This is a genomic window from Pelotomaculum isophthalicicum JI (assembly GCF_029478095.1).
GTDB lineage: Bacteria > Bacillota > Desulfotomaculia > Desulfotomaculales > Pelotomaculaceae > Pelotomaculum_D > Pelotomaculum_D isophthalicicum.
Genome location: NZ_JAKOAV010000020.1, coordinates 31,352 through 47,785, shown reverse-complemented (window position 1 = coordinate 47,785; position 16,434 = coordinate 31,352). Strand labels below are relative to the sequence as shown.

19 protein-coding genes are annotated in these 16,434 nt (G+C 47.4%); 18 read left to right on the top strand and 1 reads right to left on the bottom strand.

What is annotated here, in order from left to right; genetic code table 11:
• Window positions 1-7: 7 nt before the first annotated feature.
• The 13 genes from nifK (at window position 8) to L7E55_RS11110 (ending at window position 12,177) form a co-directional block, all read left to right on the top strand.
• Entirely contained in the window at window positions 8-1,393 is a 1,386-nt protein-coding gene (gene nifK / locus L7E55_RS11170; protein ID WP_277444313.1) for a nitrogenase molybdenum-iron protein subunit beta, read from the top strand.
• 21 nt (window positions 1,394-1,414) lie between these two features.
• Window positions 1,415-2,827: a nitrogenase iron-molybdenum cofactor biosynthesis protein NifE gene (gene nifE, locus L7E55_RS11165; RefSeq protein WP_277444312.1), complete on the top strand. Its 1,413-nt coding sequence runs from the start codon at window positions 1,415-1,417 to the stop codon at window positions 2,825-2,827.
• A gap of 16 nt (window positions 2,828-2,843) precedes the next feature.
• Window positions 2,844-4,286, top strand: coding sequence for a nitrogenase component 1 (locus L7E55_RS11160; protein ID WP_420852037.1), 1,443 nt, complete (start codon window positions 2,844-2,846; stop codon window positions 4,284-4,286).
• Window positions 4,249-5,133: a nitrogenase cofactor biosynthesis protein NifB gene (gene nifB, locus L7E55_RS11155; RefSeq protein WP_277444311.1), complete on the top strand. Its 885-nt coding sequence runs from the start codon at window positions 4,249-4,251 to the stop codon at window positions 5,131-5,133. Before L7E55_RS11160 ends, nifB begins: the two co-directional genes overlap by 38 nt.
• A gap of 40 nt (window positions 5,134-5,173) precedes the next feature.
• On the top strand, window positions 5,174-5,809 hold the full coding sequence (locus L7E55_RS11150) for a Fe-only nitrogenase accessory AnfO family protein (RefSeq protein WP_277444310.1): 636 nt from the start codon (window positions 5,174-5,176) through the stop codon (window positions 5,807-5,809).
• A gap of 165 nt (window positions 5,810-5,974) precedes the next feature.
• Window positions 5,975-6,766, top strand: coding sequence for a radical SAM protein (locus tag L7E55_RS11145; RefSeq protein WP_277444309.1), 792 nt, complete (start codon window positions 5,975-5,977; stop codon window positions 6,764-6,766).
• Window positions 6,767-6,805: 39 nt separating this feature from the next.
• Window positions 6,806-7,609: a molybdate ABC transporter substrate-binding protein gene (gene modA / locus L7E55_RS11140; protein WP_277444308.1), complete on the top strand. Its 804-nt coding sequence runs from the start codon at window positions 6,806-6,808 to the stop codon at window positions 7,607-7,609.
• Window positions 7,606-8,277 (top strand): molybdate ABC transporter permease subunit, encoded by a 672-nt coding sequence (gene modB, locus L7E55_RS11135; protein WP_277444307.1) that lies wholly within the window; start codon window positions 7,606-7,608, stop codon window positions 8,275-8,277. Before modA ends, modB begins: the two co-directional genes overlap by 4 nt.
• Window positions 8,278-8,293: 16 nt before the next feature.
• Window positions 8,294-8,974, top strand: coding sequence for an ATP-binding cassette domain-containing protein (locus L7E55_RS11130; RefSeq protein ID WP_277444306.1), 681 nt, complete (start codon window positions 8,294-8,296; stop codon window positions 8,972-8,974).
• A 241-nt stretch (window positions 8,975-9,215) separates the two neighbouring features.
• Complete coding sequence (locus L7E55_RS11125; protein ID WP_277444305.1) at window positions 9,216-9,629, top strand: arsenate reductase ArsC; 414 nt, start codon at window positions 9,216-9,218, stop codon at window positions 9,627-9,629.
• A gap of 134 nt (window positions 9,630-9,763) precedes the next feature.
• A complete protein-coding gene (locus L7E55_RS11120; protein ID WP_277444304.1) occupies window positions 9,764-10,471 on the top strand; it encodes a response regulator transcription factor in 708 nt (235 codons plus the stop codon).
• A gap of 88 nt (window positions 10,472-10,559) precedes the next feature.
• The gene (locus L7E55_RS11115) at window positions 10,560-11,438 is read left to right on the top strand and encodes a phosphate ABC transporter substrate-binding protein (RefSeq protein ID WP_420852040.1); all 879 of its coding nucleotides are present in this window, start codon (window positions 10,560-10,562) and stop codon (window positions 11,436-11,438) included.
• A 100-nt stretch (window positions 11,439-11,538) separates the two neighbouring features.
• Entirely contained in the window at window positions 11,539-12,177 is a 639-nt protein-coding gene (locus L7E55_RS11110; RefSeq protein ID WP_277444303.1) for a diguanylate cyclase domain-containing protein, read from the top strand.
• On the opposite strand, the gene L7E55_RS11105 is transcribed toward L7E55_RS11110, so the two are convergent.
• Complete coding sequence (locus L7E55_RS11105; protein ID WP_277444302.1) at window positions 12,174-13,235, bottom strand: metallophosphoesterase family protein; 1,062 nt, start codon at window positions 13,233-13,235, stop codon at window positions 12,174-12,176. The two genes, L7E55_RS11110 and L7E55_RS11105, sit on opposite strands and share 4 nt — an antisense overlap.
• A gap of 325 nt (window positions 13,236-13,560) precedes the next feature.
• On the opposite strand from L7E55_RS11105, the gene L7E55_RS11100 reads away from it, so the two are divergent.
• The 5 genes from L7E55_RS11100 to L7E55_RS11080 are packed head-to-tail and all read left to right on the top strand — an operon-like array spanning window position 13,561 to window position 16,434.
• The gene (locus L7E55_RS11100; protein WP_277444301.1) at window positions 13,561-13,857 is read left to right on the top strand and encodes a phosphatase PAP2 family protein; all 297 of its coding nucleotides are present in this window, start codon (window positions 13,561-13,563) and stop codon (window positions 13,855-13,857) included.
• 14 nt (window positions 13,858-13,871) lie between these two features.
• A complete protein-coding gene (locus L7E55_RS11095; protein WP_277444300.1) occupies window positions 13,872-14,414 on the top strand; it encodes an RNA polymerase sigma factor in 543 nt (180 codons plus the stop codon).
• 1 nt (window position 14,415) lies between these two features.
• Window positions 14,416-14,931 (top strand): zf-HC2 domain-containing protein, encoded by a 516-nt coding sequence (locus L7E55_RS11090; protein ID WP_277444299.1) that lies wholly within the window; start codon window positions 14,416-14,418, stop codon window positions 14,929-14,931.
• On the top strand, window positions 14,928-15,755 hold the full coding sequence (locus tag L7E55_RS11085; protein ID WP_277444298.1) for a bactofilin family protein: 828 nt from the start codon (window positions 14,928-14,930) through the stop codon (window positions 15,753-15,755). The genes L7E55_RS11090 and L7E55_RS11085 overlap by 4 nt, the downstream gene beginning before the upstream one ends.
• Complete coding sequence (locus L7E55_RS11080) at window positions 15,748-16,434, top strand: phosphatase PAP2 family protein (protein ID WP_277444297.1); 687 nt, start codon at window positions 15,748-15,750, stop codon at window positions 16,432-16,434. Before L7E55_RS11085 ends, L7E55_RS11080 begins: the two co-directional genes overlap by 8 nt.

Sequence of the window (16,434 nt, the reverse complement as noted above, 5' to 3'; positions counted from 1 at the left end):
ACGTAACATGTTAGACTGCACGCCGAAGGAAATTATAGAGCGAAGCGGTGGAGTAATTAATCCGGCTAAAACCTGTCAACCGATCGGGGCCATGTACGCCGCCCTGGGTATTCATAATTGTCTCCCGCACAGCCATGGTTCTCAGGGATGCTGCTCGTACCACCGGATGCATCTGACCCGTCATTTCCGGGAACCTGTCATGGCCACAACCAGTTCATTTACGGAAGGCGCTTCGGTTTTTGGTGGCGTGGCCAACTTAAAGACTGCCATTAAGAATGTTTTTGCCATTTATAATCCTGATGTGATGGCTGTCCATACCACATGTCTATCTGAAACCATTGGTGATGACATCACTACAATTATCAAGAGCGCCGAGGTTCCCGAGGGAAAGCTGGTGATCCATGCCAACACACCTAGCTACCAGGGTTCACATATAACGGGGTTTTCGAACATGACGAAAGGCATAGTCAGTTATCTGGCCGAGGCGACATTAGAAGCCAAAAAGGAGCAGGTTAATATCATCCCGGGTTTTGTCAACCCAGGGGATATGCGGGAAATTAAAAGAATTGTCAACCTGATGGGAATGAAATTCATAATGTTCCCGGATACCTCGGGTGTGCTGGACTCGCCCATGACCGGCAAATTTGCCATGTACCCAAAGGGAGGCGTCAAGGTGGAAGATCTCCGGGACACAGGCAATTCCAAACTCACCATCGCGTTGGGGACCTATGCTTCCAGCGATGCCGCCAACCTGTTGGAGAGAAAATGCAACGTGCCCGCTGTGACCCTGAAAACACCCATAGGGATCAAAGCCACCGATGAGTTTCTGATGACCCTGCGGCAAAGCTTTATCAAAGAAGTGCCTTACCAGTTGGAAGAAGAAAGAGGGCAACTGGCGGATATTATGATTGATACCCATTACCATTTTCATGGTAAAAAGGTGGCTATCTTCGGTGATCCGGACATTATCATCGGGTTGACTGAGTTTGTCTTGAGTTTAGGTATGAAGCCTGTTTACGTGTTGACCGGCACACCGGGGGGAACAATAGGCGGCCCGAAGGGGATGTTCGAGAAGGAAATCAAAGACATGTTGGTGGAGGCAGGTATTGAGGGAAAGGTAAAAGCAGCCGGTGATCTGTTCGAACTTCACCAGTGGATCAAGAACGAACCTGTTGATTTATTAATAGGGAACACCTACGGGAAATATATCGCCAGGGCGGAAGACATACCCTTCGTACGGGTCGGTTTTCCCATCCTTGACCGGAGTATGCACCCCTACCTCCCGGTAGTCGGCTACAGGGGAGCCATGCGACTGCTTGAATTAATCAGCAATGCCCTGCTGGAAAGAGTGGACCGGGATGCCAGAGACGAGGATTTCGAACTAGTAATGTAAGAAAAGAAAGAAGTGGCTGATATGAAAGCGGTAAACCTGTTAGAGCTGCCGGTGGAGGAAAGAAAAGAGTCCATCTATGCCAAAGGGAAACAAAAGCCGAACCTGAAGTGCGACACCGACAGCATAGCCGGGGTTGTCAGCCAGAGGGCCTGCGTATACTGCGGCGCCAGGGTAGTGCTGAACCCGGTGACCGACGCCGTCCACCTGGTGCACGGCCCCATCGGCTGCGCCAGTTATACCTGGGATATCCGGGGCGCTTTGAGCAGCGGTTCTGATCTTTACCGTTTCAGCTTTTCCACCGATTTGAAGGAGCAAGACGTTATCTTCGGCGGTGAAAAAAAGCTGGCCCTGGCAATAGACGAACTGGTTTTAAAATATAATCCCAAGCTCGTTTTTGTTTACTCCACCTGCATCGTTGGGGTTATCGGCGACGATCTGGAGATGGTGTGCAGGGTTGCCGCGCGCAAACACGGGATTGATGTGATACCGGTTCAGTCCAGCGGTTTCGCCGGTAATAAGTCGGCCGGGTACCGGGCGGCCTGCGACGCTCTGCTGCGCCTGATCGAACCGAAAAATAAGAAAGAAGTTAAAAAGAGCAAAAGCCTTAATTACCTGGGTGACTTTAACCTGGCCGGCGAGGTCTGGATTATCAAAAGTTACCTCAGGGAGATGGACATAGACATGAACGTGGCTTTTACCGGCGACTCCTCATGCGCGGCGTTGAAAACCGCCGCCAAGGCTTCTCTCAACATCGTTCAATGCACCGGATCGATGTTCTACCTGGCTGGAAAAATGGAGCAGATCTATGGCATCCCTTATATGAACATCTCCTTCCTCGGCTTGGAAGACACGGCGGAGTCTCTGAGGAAAATCGCCAAGTTTTTCGGTGATCCGGAAACTATGTGTAAGGCCGAAGAACTGATCGAAAGAGAGATAAACGCTAACGGTGACATTGTCCGGGGCTACCGGGAAAAACTGCGGGGCAAAAAGGCGGCGGTCTACGTAGGCGGTGGATTCAAAGCTATCTCCCTGATCAAGCAGTTCAGGGAAATCGGCATAGATGTGGTAATGGTGGGAACCCAGACAGGCCGTCAGGAGGAATACGATACTATCAATGATCTGGTGGATGAGGGAACTGTAATTCTGGATGACGCTAATCCCGCTGAGCTGGAGCAGTTTATTGTGAAGAAAGGAGCGCACCTGCTGGTGGGGGGGGTGAAGGAAAGGCCACTGGCCTATAAGCTGGGCGTTGCCTTCATTGACCACAACCATGACCGCAAACATCCCTTAAGCGGCTTTGTGGGGGCGGTGAACTTTGCCGAAGAGGTTTATTCGACCGTCTGTTCTCCGGTCTGGCGCTTTACACAGGTTCCCGCGGACGCTCCTGACTGGCTGGACGGGAACGCGGGCAAGCGTGAAATTATCATAGCGTGAGGGAGGTGCAGTTTTCATGGGGATGGAACAGGCCCACTACCTTAATGTCAACGAAAACCAGTGCGGCATGTGCATGCCGCTGGGGGCCATTCTTGCTCTCAAAGGGGTAGAGGGTTCCATGGTGATCATCCACGGCTCACAGGGCTGCAGCACTTATATGCGCCGGCATATCGCCGAACACTTCAACGAGCCCATTGACGTCGCCTCCTCATCACTTAACGAAAAAGGGACTATTTACGGTGGGGAAGCCAGCCTGAAAAAAGGCCTGGACAACTCAATTAAATTATACAAACCGAAAGTGGTGGGTATACTCACTACCTGCCTGGCGGAGACCATCGGTGAGGATATTGACAGGATCGCGGCGGATTACCTGGAGGAAAGGGGTTTTGAAAATTTACAGGTGGTAACCGTTTCCACTCCGGGTTATGGTTACAGCCACTTTGAAGGATACTTCCTGGCCGTGAAAAGGGTTGTCGCGGAATTGGTTAAGAAAACAGTGAAGCACAAAGGTATTAATATCATTGTGCCCAACATAAGTCCCGCCGATATCAGGGAGATTAAGAGAATCCTCAAAATGATGAAAGTCAGCTATATCTTGCTGCCCGACTTTTCAGACACTCTGGACCGTGCCTTTGAAAGGCCTTACCGGAAGGTTCCGGCGGGGGGGACGAAGCTGGCGGATATAGCCGGAATGGCCGGTGCGCAGGCCACTATCCAAATGGGCGTGACGGTGGACGAGGTTTTCTCGCCGGGGCATTACCTGGAATCCGCTTTCGGAGTGCCGTTGTACAATGTGCCCGTGCCTATTGGCGTGGAAAATACAGACTTATTTATAAACCTGCTAAAACGGTTGACCGGAAACCCGGTTCCTGAAAGCCTGGAACGAGAAAGGGGCAGGCTGATCGACTGCATGATCGATTCTCATAAATATAATGCCCAGGGGAAATGCGTGGTTTTTGGCGAGCCGGAGAATATTTACGCCGTTGCCGGTATCTGCCTGGAAAACGGCATTACCCCGGTGGTGACGGCGACGGGTGGCAAGAGCGGTAAACTGGCCGGACTTTTAAAAGCCCGATTAAATGAGGCCGGATGTAGTAACGCACAGGTCCTCTGTGAGACGGATTTTTCACGGATCCGGGAAAAAAGCAGGGAAATGGAAGCCAATATCGCCATCGGCCATTCCGGCGGCAGGTACCTCACCGAATGGGAGGGCATCCCTCTGGTGAGATATGGTTTCCCCATCCACGACCGGGTAGGCGGCCAACGGCTCTTATCAGTAGGTTATGCGGGCACTACCATGTTGTTGGACCGGATTACCAATACACTTCTGGAAAACAAATACAAGAACTACCGGAGGAACATTTACCAGCAATTTTACTATGGAACTATAAAGCCAGCCGGCAAAGGTCGAGGTGAAAAAAATGAACTGCGCCTGCAACCCGGTGCAAAACGGGTATAGAACTTCACAGCATCCATGTTTTTCCTTTGAAGCAAAACATAAATACGCCAGGATCCACATGCCCGTGGCGCCCCGGTGCAATATCAACTGCAACTATTGCAACAGAAAATTCGACTGCCTGCATGAGAGCCGGCCGGGTGTGACCAGTGAGATATTAACCCCTGAATCCGCCAGGGAAAAGTATGATTTTGTGAAAGACAGGGTGGAAAACCTGAGCGTGGTGGGGATAGCCGGGCCCGGGGAAGCCCTGGCCAATTGGAATGAGACGAAGTCAACCATTGAACTGATTAAAAAGTCCAATCCGAATGTGATATTTTGTTTATCCACAAACGGGCTGATGCTCCCTGATTATGCTGATCAATTGGTTGAATTAGGCGTCAGGCATGTCACCGTGACGGTAAACTGCCTGACACCGGAAATCGGTAAAAGAATTTATCAGTTCGTTAACTATCAAGGCAAGAGGTATCAGGGCGCTGAAGGGGCCGCCATATTGACCAAAAATCAATTGGCTGGAATAGAACGCCTGACCAGGCAGGGTGTGGTGGTGAAAGTTAATATAGTGATGATTAAGGGTATAAATGACGGCCACATCCCGGAAATCGTAAAAAAAGTCAAAGATCTGAGTGTATTCATCACTAATATCATGCCGCTCATCCCGGCCAAGGGGAGCGCCTTTGAGTATATGTCCCAGACACCCATGAAGGAAGTCAATAAAATGAGAAATATTTGCCGGGATGAGCTGCAGCAGATGTACCACTGCACTCAGTGCAGGGCGGATGCCATCGGCCTGCTGGGTGAAGACAGGTCCTTGGAATTCAGTGGCCTGTGGAGTAGGAAAGCCATATAAAAATTAAGGGGAATGATGGCAGTGGAGGAGGAGAAAATCAATGCCCGAAGATATTGCCGTATATATTGGGGAAGACGGCCGGACAGCCTCCTTGTTTGAGAGGGGTATGATCGCTGTCTGCCGGAAGGAACAAGGCCATTGGACAATATTAAAAGAAAAAGAGTTCTCCATAAGCCGGACTTCCGGCCTGCCGGAGCTTCGCAAAAAAATGACGAATGTACAGGATTTCCTGGGCGAGTGCAAAATTTTCGTAGGTCTTTCCATTACCGGTGTTCCATACTTTGAACTGGAAAAGGGCGGTTTCAGTGTATGGGAATACGAGGGCAATCCCTTAGATTTTCTTGATCATATCATTATGGAAGAAGAAAATTCGCTGATGAAGAGAGTTGCCGGGGAATGCGGTGTGGACCGGGTGGCTCCCGTGGCGGTTGCTGATGGTTGCTACCGGATTTCCCTGAAAGAGATTCAAGAAGGGAATACTGGAATTACCACGAAACAGGCCTTGCTTCCCTTTATCCGCAAAGGCGAATTTTATGAACTGGAAGTACTGTGCAGCCATGTTCCGCCGTGGCTGGAAGCCGAACTAGCCGCAGGTAGCCTCTGCGGGGAAAAAAGCAAAACAGGTGATAATGAATTCAAGATTACAATAACCAGGAAGTACTGCTGCCAGCCATAAGGGCCGAACATAAGCCGCGTTGTAAGCCCGCAGGTTACCCAATTTTTGGCCGCACACGGGCCGGATGGTAAGGAAGCTTCCTTCCTTACCATATGGCGCCCGGTCCGTACGGCGGCCATATACATACATAACAGCAGGTGGAAATAACAGAAGGAGGTAATTGTAATGACCAGTGATGAAAAAGTAATCTTAAGCCAGCATCCCTGTTTCAACCACAAAGTCAGCCGCTGGTTTACCCGGCTTCATTTACCGGTGGCAACCTGCTGTAACATTAGATGCCGTTACTGCTCCAGAGAGTACGACTGTGTAAATGAAAACAGACCGGGTGTTGCCAGCAGGCCTCTACCACCCCGGCATGTATTAAAAAGTGTCTATAATATTCTTAGTCAAGACGAGCGGATTCGGGTGATCGGCGTGGCCGGTCCCGGCGAGCCACTGGCCAGTAATGAAACCATTGACGCCCTGAAACGGGTGCACGAACGCTACCCACATATCATCAAGTGCGTCAGCACCAACGGCCTGATGTTGGAAGATAGTATTGATCAACTGGAATCCGTTGGAGTCAAGACAATAACCGTGACAGTAAATGCCGTAGACCCAATAATAGGCAGTAAGATATACAGCGCGGTTTTTTATAATAATAAACCTTACCAGGGGATTGCGGGAGCCAAATTGCTGCTTAATAAGCAGTTGGCGGGCATTCGGGAAGCCAGAAAGAGAGGTATGCTGGTAAAAGTTAATACGGTTTTGATTCCCGGCATTAACCATCATCATTTGAATCAGGTAGCCATCGCTGTAAAAGAAGCCGGCGCTTTTATCATGAACTTGGTACCATTTTTCCCTCAAGCTGAGTTCACTTTACTGCCGGCTACCAGCGACGGTGTACTGGACGGAGCCAAGCATGAACTGGAGCCGATTATCCGCCAGACGAAACAAAACTATCAGTGTTTTTGCTAGTGCCTTTGATTGTAAAAACCTCTATAGGGGCGATGGATAATGAGAAGATGGCAGGTTTTCTTGGGAGTTGTGTTTTTTTCTCTAGCTGTACTTACAGGCTGTACAGGTGGCAAAGAACAAACCCCGGCCAAAGCGGAGCCGGTAAATTTAGTCGTCTCGGCAGCCGCCAGCCTGAAGGACGCTATGGAAGAGTTGAAGAATGTATACGCCGCGCAGCGCCCGAATGTAAATATAAGTTATAATTTTGCCGCGTCCGGAACCCTGCAAAAGCAAATTGAAGAGGGAGCCCCTGTGGATATCTTTATTTCCGCCGGCAAACCGCAAATGTCAAACCTGGACCAGAGGGGGTTGATTGTGCACAATTCCGTTAAAGACCTCCTGGGGAACGAGTTGGTGCTGATAGCGCCGAAAGACAGCAGTCTCTCAAGTATTGAAGGCTTAACCGGTGGTAGTGTGGCCAGAATAAGTATCGGTATCCCGGAAACGGTGCCCGCCGGGGAGTATGCCAGGGAGGCATTAACTACCCTTAATCTCTGGGATAAGCTACAGGCTAAGATACTACTGGCCAAAGATGTGCGCCAGGTGATCACGTATGTGGAAACAGACAACGTGGACGCGGGTTTTGTTTACCGTTCCGATGCCGTAGCCGGCAAGAACATTAAAATTATAGCCGCCGTCCCTTCTGGTTTACATAAAAATATTGTTTACCCCGTGGCTATTCTCAACAGTTCAAAACACCAGAAAGAAGCTGAGGAATTTGTCAACTATCTGCAAAGTGAAGAGGCGTCCCAGGTTTTTGAGAAATACTGTTTTAAAAAGTTAAGGAATGATTCCAGGGTATGACGTTTATCCAATCAGTTGAATGGCACCCGGTAATTCTGTCTCTTAAGGTTGCTCTAATCTCATTGATCGCGGTTAGTTGTCTGGGGCTGCCGCTGTCCCGGCTGCTGGCCCGCCGGGAGTTCTTCGGCAAAGAGGCGCTGGAAGCGGTTTTAACTTTACCTATGGTGCTGCCGCCTTCTGTATTAGGCTATGGTTTATTAATGTTTATCGGGAAAAACGGTGTATTAGGGAAACTCTTGAACGGTATGGGAATATCGATAATTTTCACCTGGTGGGCGGCGGTACTGGCTTCAACTGTGGTGGCATTCCCGTTAATGTACCAAAGCGCCAAAGCAGCTTTTAATAGTGTGGACGTCAATTGTGAGAAAGCGGCCAGAACTCTGGGCGCCAGTGAAGCAAGGATACTTTTCACTATCACTCTCCCACTGGCCTGGCCGGGCATTATGGCCGGCCTGGTAATGTCCTTCGCCCGGGCGCTGGGTGAGTTCGGCGCCACACTGATGGTGGCGGGCAACATCCCCGGGCAAACACAAACCATCCCGTTGGCCATTTATTTTGCGGTAGAGGTGGGGGATAACGCCACAGCCAAGTCATTGGTAGCTATTGTTACCGCTTTCAGCCTGCTGGTCATTTTCTTGGCTAATTGCTGGGGCAGGAAAAATAAATAATATCGCGGTGATAGTCATGTTGGAGGCTTGTTTTACCCAAAAACTGATGAATTTTACCCTTGATTTAAAGTTTAGGGTTGCCAATCAGATCCTGGTGCTCTGGGGACCTTCCGGCTCAGGTAAAACAACGGTTCTGCATTGTTTGGCCGGCCTGTTGAGGCCTTCATCGGGTTTCTTGAAGTTAAATGGAAAAATTCTTTATTCATCTGAAAAAAAGATTAACATCCCGGCTCAGTATCGCAATATTGGTTATTTATTTCAGGATTATGCCCTTTTCCCTCATATGACTGTGCGGCAAAATGTTCTATATGGTCTGAAGTGCAGGAAGCGCAAGCAGGATAGTACCTCCCGGAACCCACTGGATTTACTTGATTTCTTTGGCGTGGGGCATCTTGTCGACCGTTACACCGACCGGCTTTCCGGCGGTGAGAAACAGCGGGTGGCCCTGGCCAGGGCTCTGGCCGTGCAGCCGCAGCTGCTTTTGTTGGATGAACCATTCAGCGCGTTGGACAAGAGAACCAGGGTTCACCTGAGGCATGAACTAAAAAGCCTGCACCAGCAGTGGCGGATACCTTTTGTTCTGGTAACCCACGATGAGGAAGAAGCCGAATTTCTAGGCGACACGATCCTGGCGCTAGAGAGCGGTTGGACCGGGGAAGATGCCCGGTTGACCGCCGGATGGTCATGGCAGGAATAAAAAAAATTAACAAAATCTTAAATTAAAAATAAATATTATTTAACATTCATGGGATATATTAAACCCGAATGATTTATTACTTCACTCGCACTCATAATATTATTTTTCATGTTTTACCCTCCTTTTTAGATGTACTATCAATCAAATATTACCGTTTTATAACGAATTTGCGTTAAATCTTCGTAAATCCCCAAAATATAAATTCACAGCAATATCACTCATAAAATGAGGTGGGTTATATATGAAGAAAAAGGTACTGTTTATTTGTACTCACAACTCTGCCCGTTCACAAATGGCTGAGGGCCTGCTAAGACATATGTTTGGTGAATATTACGAAACATATAGCGCGGGTACCGCGCCGTCACGCGTCAGCCCTCAAGCCATCGAGGTCATGAGAGAGATAGATATTGATATAACAAAACAACGTTCTAAAAGTATTGATGAATTTTACAACGCGGGAATTGATTGTGTCGTCACGGTCTGTGATCATGCTAGAGAAGCCTGCCCGGTCTTCCCCGGGGCAAAAGAATCATTGCATAAAGGATTTGAAGATCCATCAATATCAAAAGGTTCTGAGGAAGAAATTGTCGCGGCTTACAGGCGGGTTAGGGACGAAATACGAAATTGGATCAAGGATACTTTTATCCAACCATGAGCATTGGCAGAAAAAAGTGTAATGGGGAAATGGCGGTGGTTTTACACAAAGTTAATAATATCTTAATAAATGGTTAAACTCCCGATAACGCGTATTTAACCGGATTGTTTTATAGTGTATTGGGGTGGTTTAAGATGCCGTTGCTCCTAGTTGTGGACGATGAGGCCCATATTTTGCAACTATTGAAGTATAACCTGACAAAAGAGGGCTACCAGGTCATTGAAGCAACTAATGGGAACGACGCGATTAAGTTAACCGGCGAAAAAGCGCCGGACTTGATTATTCTGGACAAAATGCTCCCGGAAATGGACGGCTTTGATGTGCTGCGCATTTTAAAAGCCAACCGGCAAAGCGCTTCTATTCCCGTGATTATGTTAAGTGCCAGGAGCGATGAGCTGGACAAAGTGCTTGGGCTGGAATTAGGCGCGGATGACTATATCACCAAACCATTTTCTCCCAGGGAACTGGTAGCCAGGGTAAAAGTCCATTTGCGCCGCGGGCAAATGCTTTCAGTCGAAGATGAGCCGGCGGAAGTTGAGGAAGTCAGGATAAACGGTTTGGTCATCCAACCGGAGAAATATGAAGCGCTGCTTGACGGTGTGAGACTGGAACTGACACAAAAAGAATTTGAACTGCTTCACTTGCTGGCGGGGAGCCCCGGCCGGGTTTTTACAAGAGACATCCTGCTGGAAAAGATCTGGGGATATGATTTTGAACCAAAATCTCGTACTGTGGATGTTCATATCAGTTACTTGCGGCAAAAGATTGAAAAAGACCCGGCTAATCCGAAATATATTGAAACGGTGCGCGGGGTGGGCTATCGTTTTCGGGAGATTCACTAAAAATTAGTGGCTTTAGGTGAAGGTCACTTTGTATAAAAAACAACTAGGTTTCGAGGAGGAGATAGGTTTGCTGAAAAAGGCAAAATTGATGTTTGTCGTTTTGCTGTGCTTGGCCGCCGCGGCGGTACTGGCTGCCTGCGGCGGACAGGCGGCTCAACAGGGGACGGACAACAAAGCCCAGCAGTTGTCCGGTAACATTACGGCGGTAGGTTCCACCGCCCTGCAGCCGCTGATGGAACAGGCCGCGACTCAGTTCATGGCCAAGAATCCGAATGCCAGGATCGTAGTGCAGGGCGGCGGCAGCGGCACCGGCCTCACCCAGGTCGCGCAAGGAGCGGCCGACATCGGTAATTCGGATATTTACGCTGAAGAGAAGGAAGGTATAGATGTTTCACAGCTTACTGACCACCAGATCTGTGTCGTCGGCATGGCTTGTGTGGTAAACCCGGCCATCACTGTTGACAACCTGACCAAACAGCAGCTGATTGACATTTTTACCGGCAAAACGACTAACTGGAGCAGCGTGGGCGGCCCTGATCAAAAAATAGTGCTGGTAAACCGCCCGAAAGCTTCCGGCACCCGGGCAGTCTTCAAAAAATACGCGCTGGGCGGCGCAGAGGAGGCTACCGGTATTGAGGAAGATTCTTCCGGTACTGTCCGGAAAATTGTTCACGATACTCCCGGCGCGATTGGCTACCTGGCGCTCTCATATTTGGACGGTAGCGTGAAGGTTGTCAACCTGGACGGCGTAGCGCCCAATAAAGAAAATATCGTAACCGGCAAATACCTGGTGTGGGGTTATGAACACAGCTACACCAAGGGCAAGCCAGGCGGCGTGGTGGACGATTTCTTAAAGTTCATGATGACTGATGAAGTGCAGAAAAATATCATCCCGCAATTAGACTATATTCCTGAAACTGATATGAAAATAACGAGAGACGCTAAAGGTAATATTAAAAGCAAATAATAAGACTGAAAGTTGCGGGGGCGGGACACGGAGTGGCCTGCCCCGCGGTTTCTAATAATTGAACATGCTTGGTTAATAAGTTGTTATCGGGGGGATTGAGATGATCTCCATTTGTTTGATGCCCGTTCGCTTAGTTAAACAATTTATTGGTTTATTGAACAAGAATCAGATATTACCAGGTACCATGACCAGGATTCGTTTGGAACTGGCCGGGGATATCAATCCTCTCACCGGCTTGTCCGGCAATATTGCTTTGGAACAGGAACTACGCAGACGTATTGCTGAGAAAGTGCCTTTTTGCGTTGTTTACGTCAGCCTGCCGCATAAAATGTGCAGGCAAAAATATGGATTGTCGGGTGGAAACCGTATTATATTGTTTGCAGCCAGACTTTTAGCTAACATATTAAAGAAATATGGAGGAGAGAAGGACTTTCTGGCTCATATTAAAGGTGACAACTTCATCGCGATTATTGAAAAAGAACGTATTGACTCATTTTGTGAGCGTACAGTCAAAAGCTATGACAGCTTGATTATGTCTTTAACTGAGCAAGAGAAGCGAAAAACAAACAGGAACTTAGCCTATGAACAAGAGGATCCGCCTTTTTTATCTATGTATGTGATTGATTGTGGAATGGGAGAGAGGATAAACTTAAAAGTTATATCAAAAAAGGTGGAGCAGTTAAAAAATTATTCAAGATCCACCCAAGGCAGTGTATGGATACATGAACCCGCAAATTAAGGTGATAATTTTACCACCTCATAGCTTACCTGCTCCCCATCTATACGACATTTGACATAGTGATAGAAGCCACCGGACTCCTGGGAAGCATATAAACTTGCACCAGCACCCGCAGTAATTATGTACGGTAATCCCTGTATGTCTAATCGGTTATACATATGGATATGACCGGAGAAAACGGCATCTACATGATAACTGGCAGCCAGTTGCATAAATTCAGCGGCAACGCCAGGATCTCCCCAACTAGACCCATGCCCGTCAGGTAAATTGGATTCGGTATCCGGTCCCCCGGCACGGAAAGGAGATACCGGTGGTTTGTGTCCGAAAATAAAAATGTGCCGACTTTGCTTACTGGCATTTTCTAAGTCCTGGCTAAGCCATTCCCACTGTTGGCTGCCTGGTTTTAGTTCTGCCTCAGCAGGCCCATATCCACTTTGCCATGCCGTATCCAGGACGATAAAATGTGTGTTCAGATAGTTAAAAGAATAATAACTCCGACCTTGCATTGGTAACTTATCGGTAAAAACCCGCTGGAAGTTTCCCTCGCCGTTTCCCGCCAGACCATTAGGATCTGCCCCTTTATTCAATTCGTGGTTACCAATAACCGGATACCATGATGGCTGTAATTTATCAAGGTAGCTTCTAAAAGCCGCAAGGTTTTCCACCGGCCCACCCTGGTCAGCGCCGTCTCCCAAATAAACAACGAGAGTTGGGTTGTCCTGATTAATCCTTGTTACGGCTTCCGCCAACACCCGGTTGCCAAGCCAATTCTCCTTACCTGGCAGTATCTTTGAATCGCCTAGGACATCAAACGTAAAGGATTGTTTGTTACTTGTAATTGCCGGTGCGGGTTTGTTTATGACTGGTTGCCGGTCTGTAGTTTTTTGAGGAGGATCTATTTGCATTGACGGACTTTGCCGTACAGCACCATTTTGAGTTGCTTCGCCGTTATTCCCCGTTTGAGCTTTTTGGGTACAGGCTGTATATGATAAAATGATCAATACCAGTAAGCTAAAAAGTATAATTAACAGACTTTTTCCATGTCTACAACATACCAATCCCCAAACCTCCCAAATGTTTTTTCCCCTGAAAATCAACTATATCAGGTTAATAATCTTTTCATCCTCAATTGTCATGTATTGAACATTAGATTATTGGGATATGGTAATCTTTATTCTGCCATTTTCCTCAAAACCCTTTATGGCAAGTTTGATTTCTTTTTCATTTCTTCCCTTGATGAGTTTGTATAAATCAAAAGAGTTACTTTGTACCTTATCTAATAATAGGAGTGCTCCTAATAATTTGGTAGAGAACTGCTTAGGGTTTTTTGCGAACTTTTTTGTCTTTCATGTCTCTTTATAAATAGAAGCAGGAGGTTCCAGAATGAATTTGGATTATGAAATTTTCCCTAGCGACCACGCGACAGGAGCGACAGCCGTTACGGCAAGCATCTTTGGCAAAAACAAAAGATGGGGTACAATATTGACAGTAATGTCACTTGCGCTGGTCTTTTCCAGAGTCTATTGCGGAACCCATTATCCTCTGGATATTCTGGGTGGAATGGTGACAGGTCTGATAGGAAGCTTTATGGCCAATAGATTATGGCTTTATATGGATGGAATTGCCGGTAAGTTGGTAACAATTTGGGCTCACCTGATCGATAAGTCTACCGGCGCATAGAGGAGGCTTATTCGTTGGTTGAGGTTTCGCTTATTGAACAAGTAAAGACAGGTGATTTGACGGCCTTTGAAAAACTTGTTCAAAGCACTCAACAAAGGGGGCTGAACATAGCCTACGGCATTTTAAATGATCCCTACGACGCGGAAGAGGTCCTACAAGAGGCCTACTTGCAAGTGTATCACAATATAGTGAAACTAAAGGCGCCGGAAGCTTTTCGCAATTGGTTCGCCAAAATCATCACCCACCTGGCTTTCAGACGTTCCCGGGAAAAGGGAAGGTTCAAAACAGTTCCCCTTGATTATGTCAGCCAGGTGGAAGATACTTTTATTGATGAGCCTGAAACAATTGCTCTAAAGAAGGAACAACAAGATCGATTGATCGATGCATTAAAAACACTGCCTGACGAGTACAAAGCCGCTTTAATCCTGAGAGAATGGGAGGATTATTCCTATAAAGAGATCAGTGAGATTTTGGATATCCCTCTCGGAACAGTCAAGTCCCGCATATTCTCAGCCCGCAAGATTTTATTAAAAAAGCTGGGGGAAGAAGGTTTTTGAGGTGTCTGATTTAAGTTGCTCTAATGAGAATTTATCCGGCTATTTGGATGGAGAACTCTCCAGTGAAGAAGCCAAAGCTATTGAAAACCACCTGCAAAATTGTGCTCATTGCAGGGAAACTCTGAATAGATTACAGGCGCTTTCGAGCGTAGTTCGTCAATTTTCCCTTCCAGTAGCGAGTCCGTTATTGACAGTACAGATTCTAAACCGAATTCAGAGCTCCGAGAGATATAGCCAGAACCCTATCAACAAGCTGCTTCAGTCATGGGGACTACTAAGCCTGTTTTTCCTGGGCACCGTAGTAATTCTTTTCGGCTCTGTTTTGTTTGAAGTGATCAGCTTTATTGTCAAGCACCTCGCAACCGTGACTTCACTTATGGTAAAACTAAGCTGGCAATTGCCGTTAGACAGAACAAACCTGGCCGTGGGATTGATTCTGACAGTTGGAGCCATAGGCGCCTTTTACGGCTTCGGGCGGGTATATTCAGCTTTATCCAGAGAGGAGCTTATTTCATGAAACGAAGGATATGTTTCCTACTAGTTCTGATGGCGCTATTAAGCTGTTTTTCTGTCAATGCCTTTGCTGTAGAGTCTGTCTTTGAGCATAGCAAGACAGTCAATGAAGGCCAGAGAGTTGAAAATGTATTCCTCTATGGTGAAGACGGAATCATTTCCGGCTTTGTTACCGACGACGTGGTTGTGATCAACGGCAATCTTAATTTAACCAGCACAGCCCGGGTCAATGGCGCGGTATTTTTATTAGGGGGAGAATTAACCCAGGAACCGGGGGCTCAGGTTAGGAAAGGTTTCTTCCATATTAATCTTACTAACAAGAATTTAAACAGTCTGCTATTGGGTGTTGGCGCTTTTGGTTTGATCGAGCTGGCTAAAATGTTTCTGGCCTTGTTGATTTTACTAATCAGCCTTGCTTCTTTATTTGTGTTCAAGAACAGGGTCAAAAAGGCAAAGCTAATGCTACAGTCCAATACGCAAAAGGTTGGTTTGATGGGATTATTTGCAACGATCGGCCTGGGTCTGATCTTTGCGGCTCTTACAGTAACAATCTGGGGCATACCGGTAGCCGTTTTATTGGGACTAATACTTCTTATTCTATTATCTGTCGGGTTAGGAGCCTTAAGTTCAATAATCGGTGAGTTATTGTTAAAAAGTTTTGACTGGGGGCAAAAACCTTATTACCAGGTTCTGATTGGCTCGCTATTTTTAGTTGCTTTTCTCAACTTCCCCGCATTAGGTATATTATGGGGGATACTTGTATTTATCTTTGCCACAGGTGCTTTAGCAGCAAGCCTGCTGCCGGGGAAGGTTAACTCAGATGCTTAGCCAGTGGCCGCATGACTTCTCTTACCATTCCCTCATCGAAAAGTTTGGTAAACATCTGACTTGGGGGATTGTGGCCAGTTCTCTTCTTTTGGTGTTGTTCGCGAATCTGGCTGAAGATCTTTTAGAGCAAGAGCTCGGGACATTTGACGCATCGATCACAAACTTTGTCCAAAGCTATGCCACCGAACGATTAACGAGTTTAGCCATAGTCATTACCCAGCTGGGGTCCGCCTTTGTGGAAATAACCTTATTACTGGTGGTAGGGGGCTATTTAATTTTTCGTTTGAAACATATCTGGGAAACAGTGGCGTTGACCAGCAGCCTAGCCGGCGGGTGGGTTCTGAATATACTGTTGAAAGACATATTTCACCGCTCCCGCCCGGATATCCGTCATTTGGTGGAAGCAGGAGGCTATAGCTTCCCCAGCGGACATGCGATGGTTTCCGCAGCCTTTTATGGAATGCTTGGCTACTTGCTATGGATGAACCTGCGGGAGCGATCCAAACAGTCATGGTATGTGATCGTGCTAACGTGTGCTCTTATACTTGCCATTGGAATTAGCCGTATTTATCTCGGTGTGCATTTTCCCAGTGATGTTGTCGCCGGATTTGCCGCTGGGGGTATCTGGCTAGCAGCTTGCATTGCCAGTCTGCATACAATCAGGTGCTATAAAAATTAA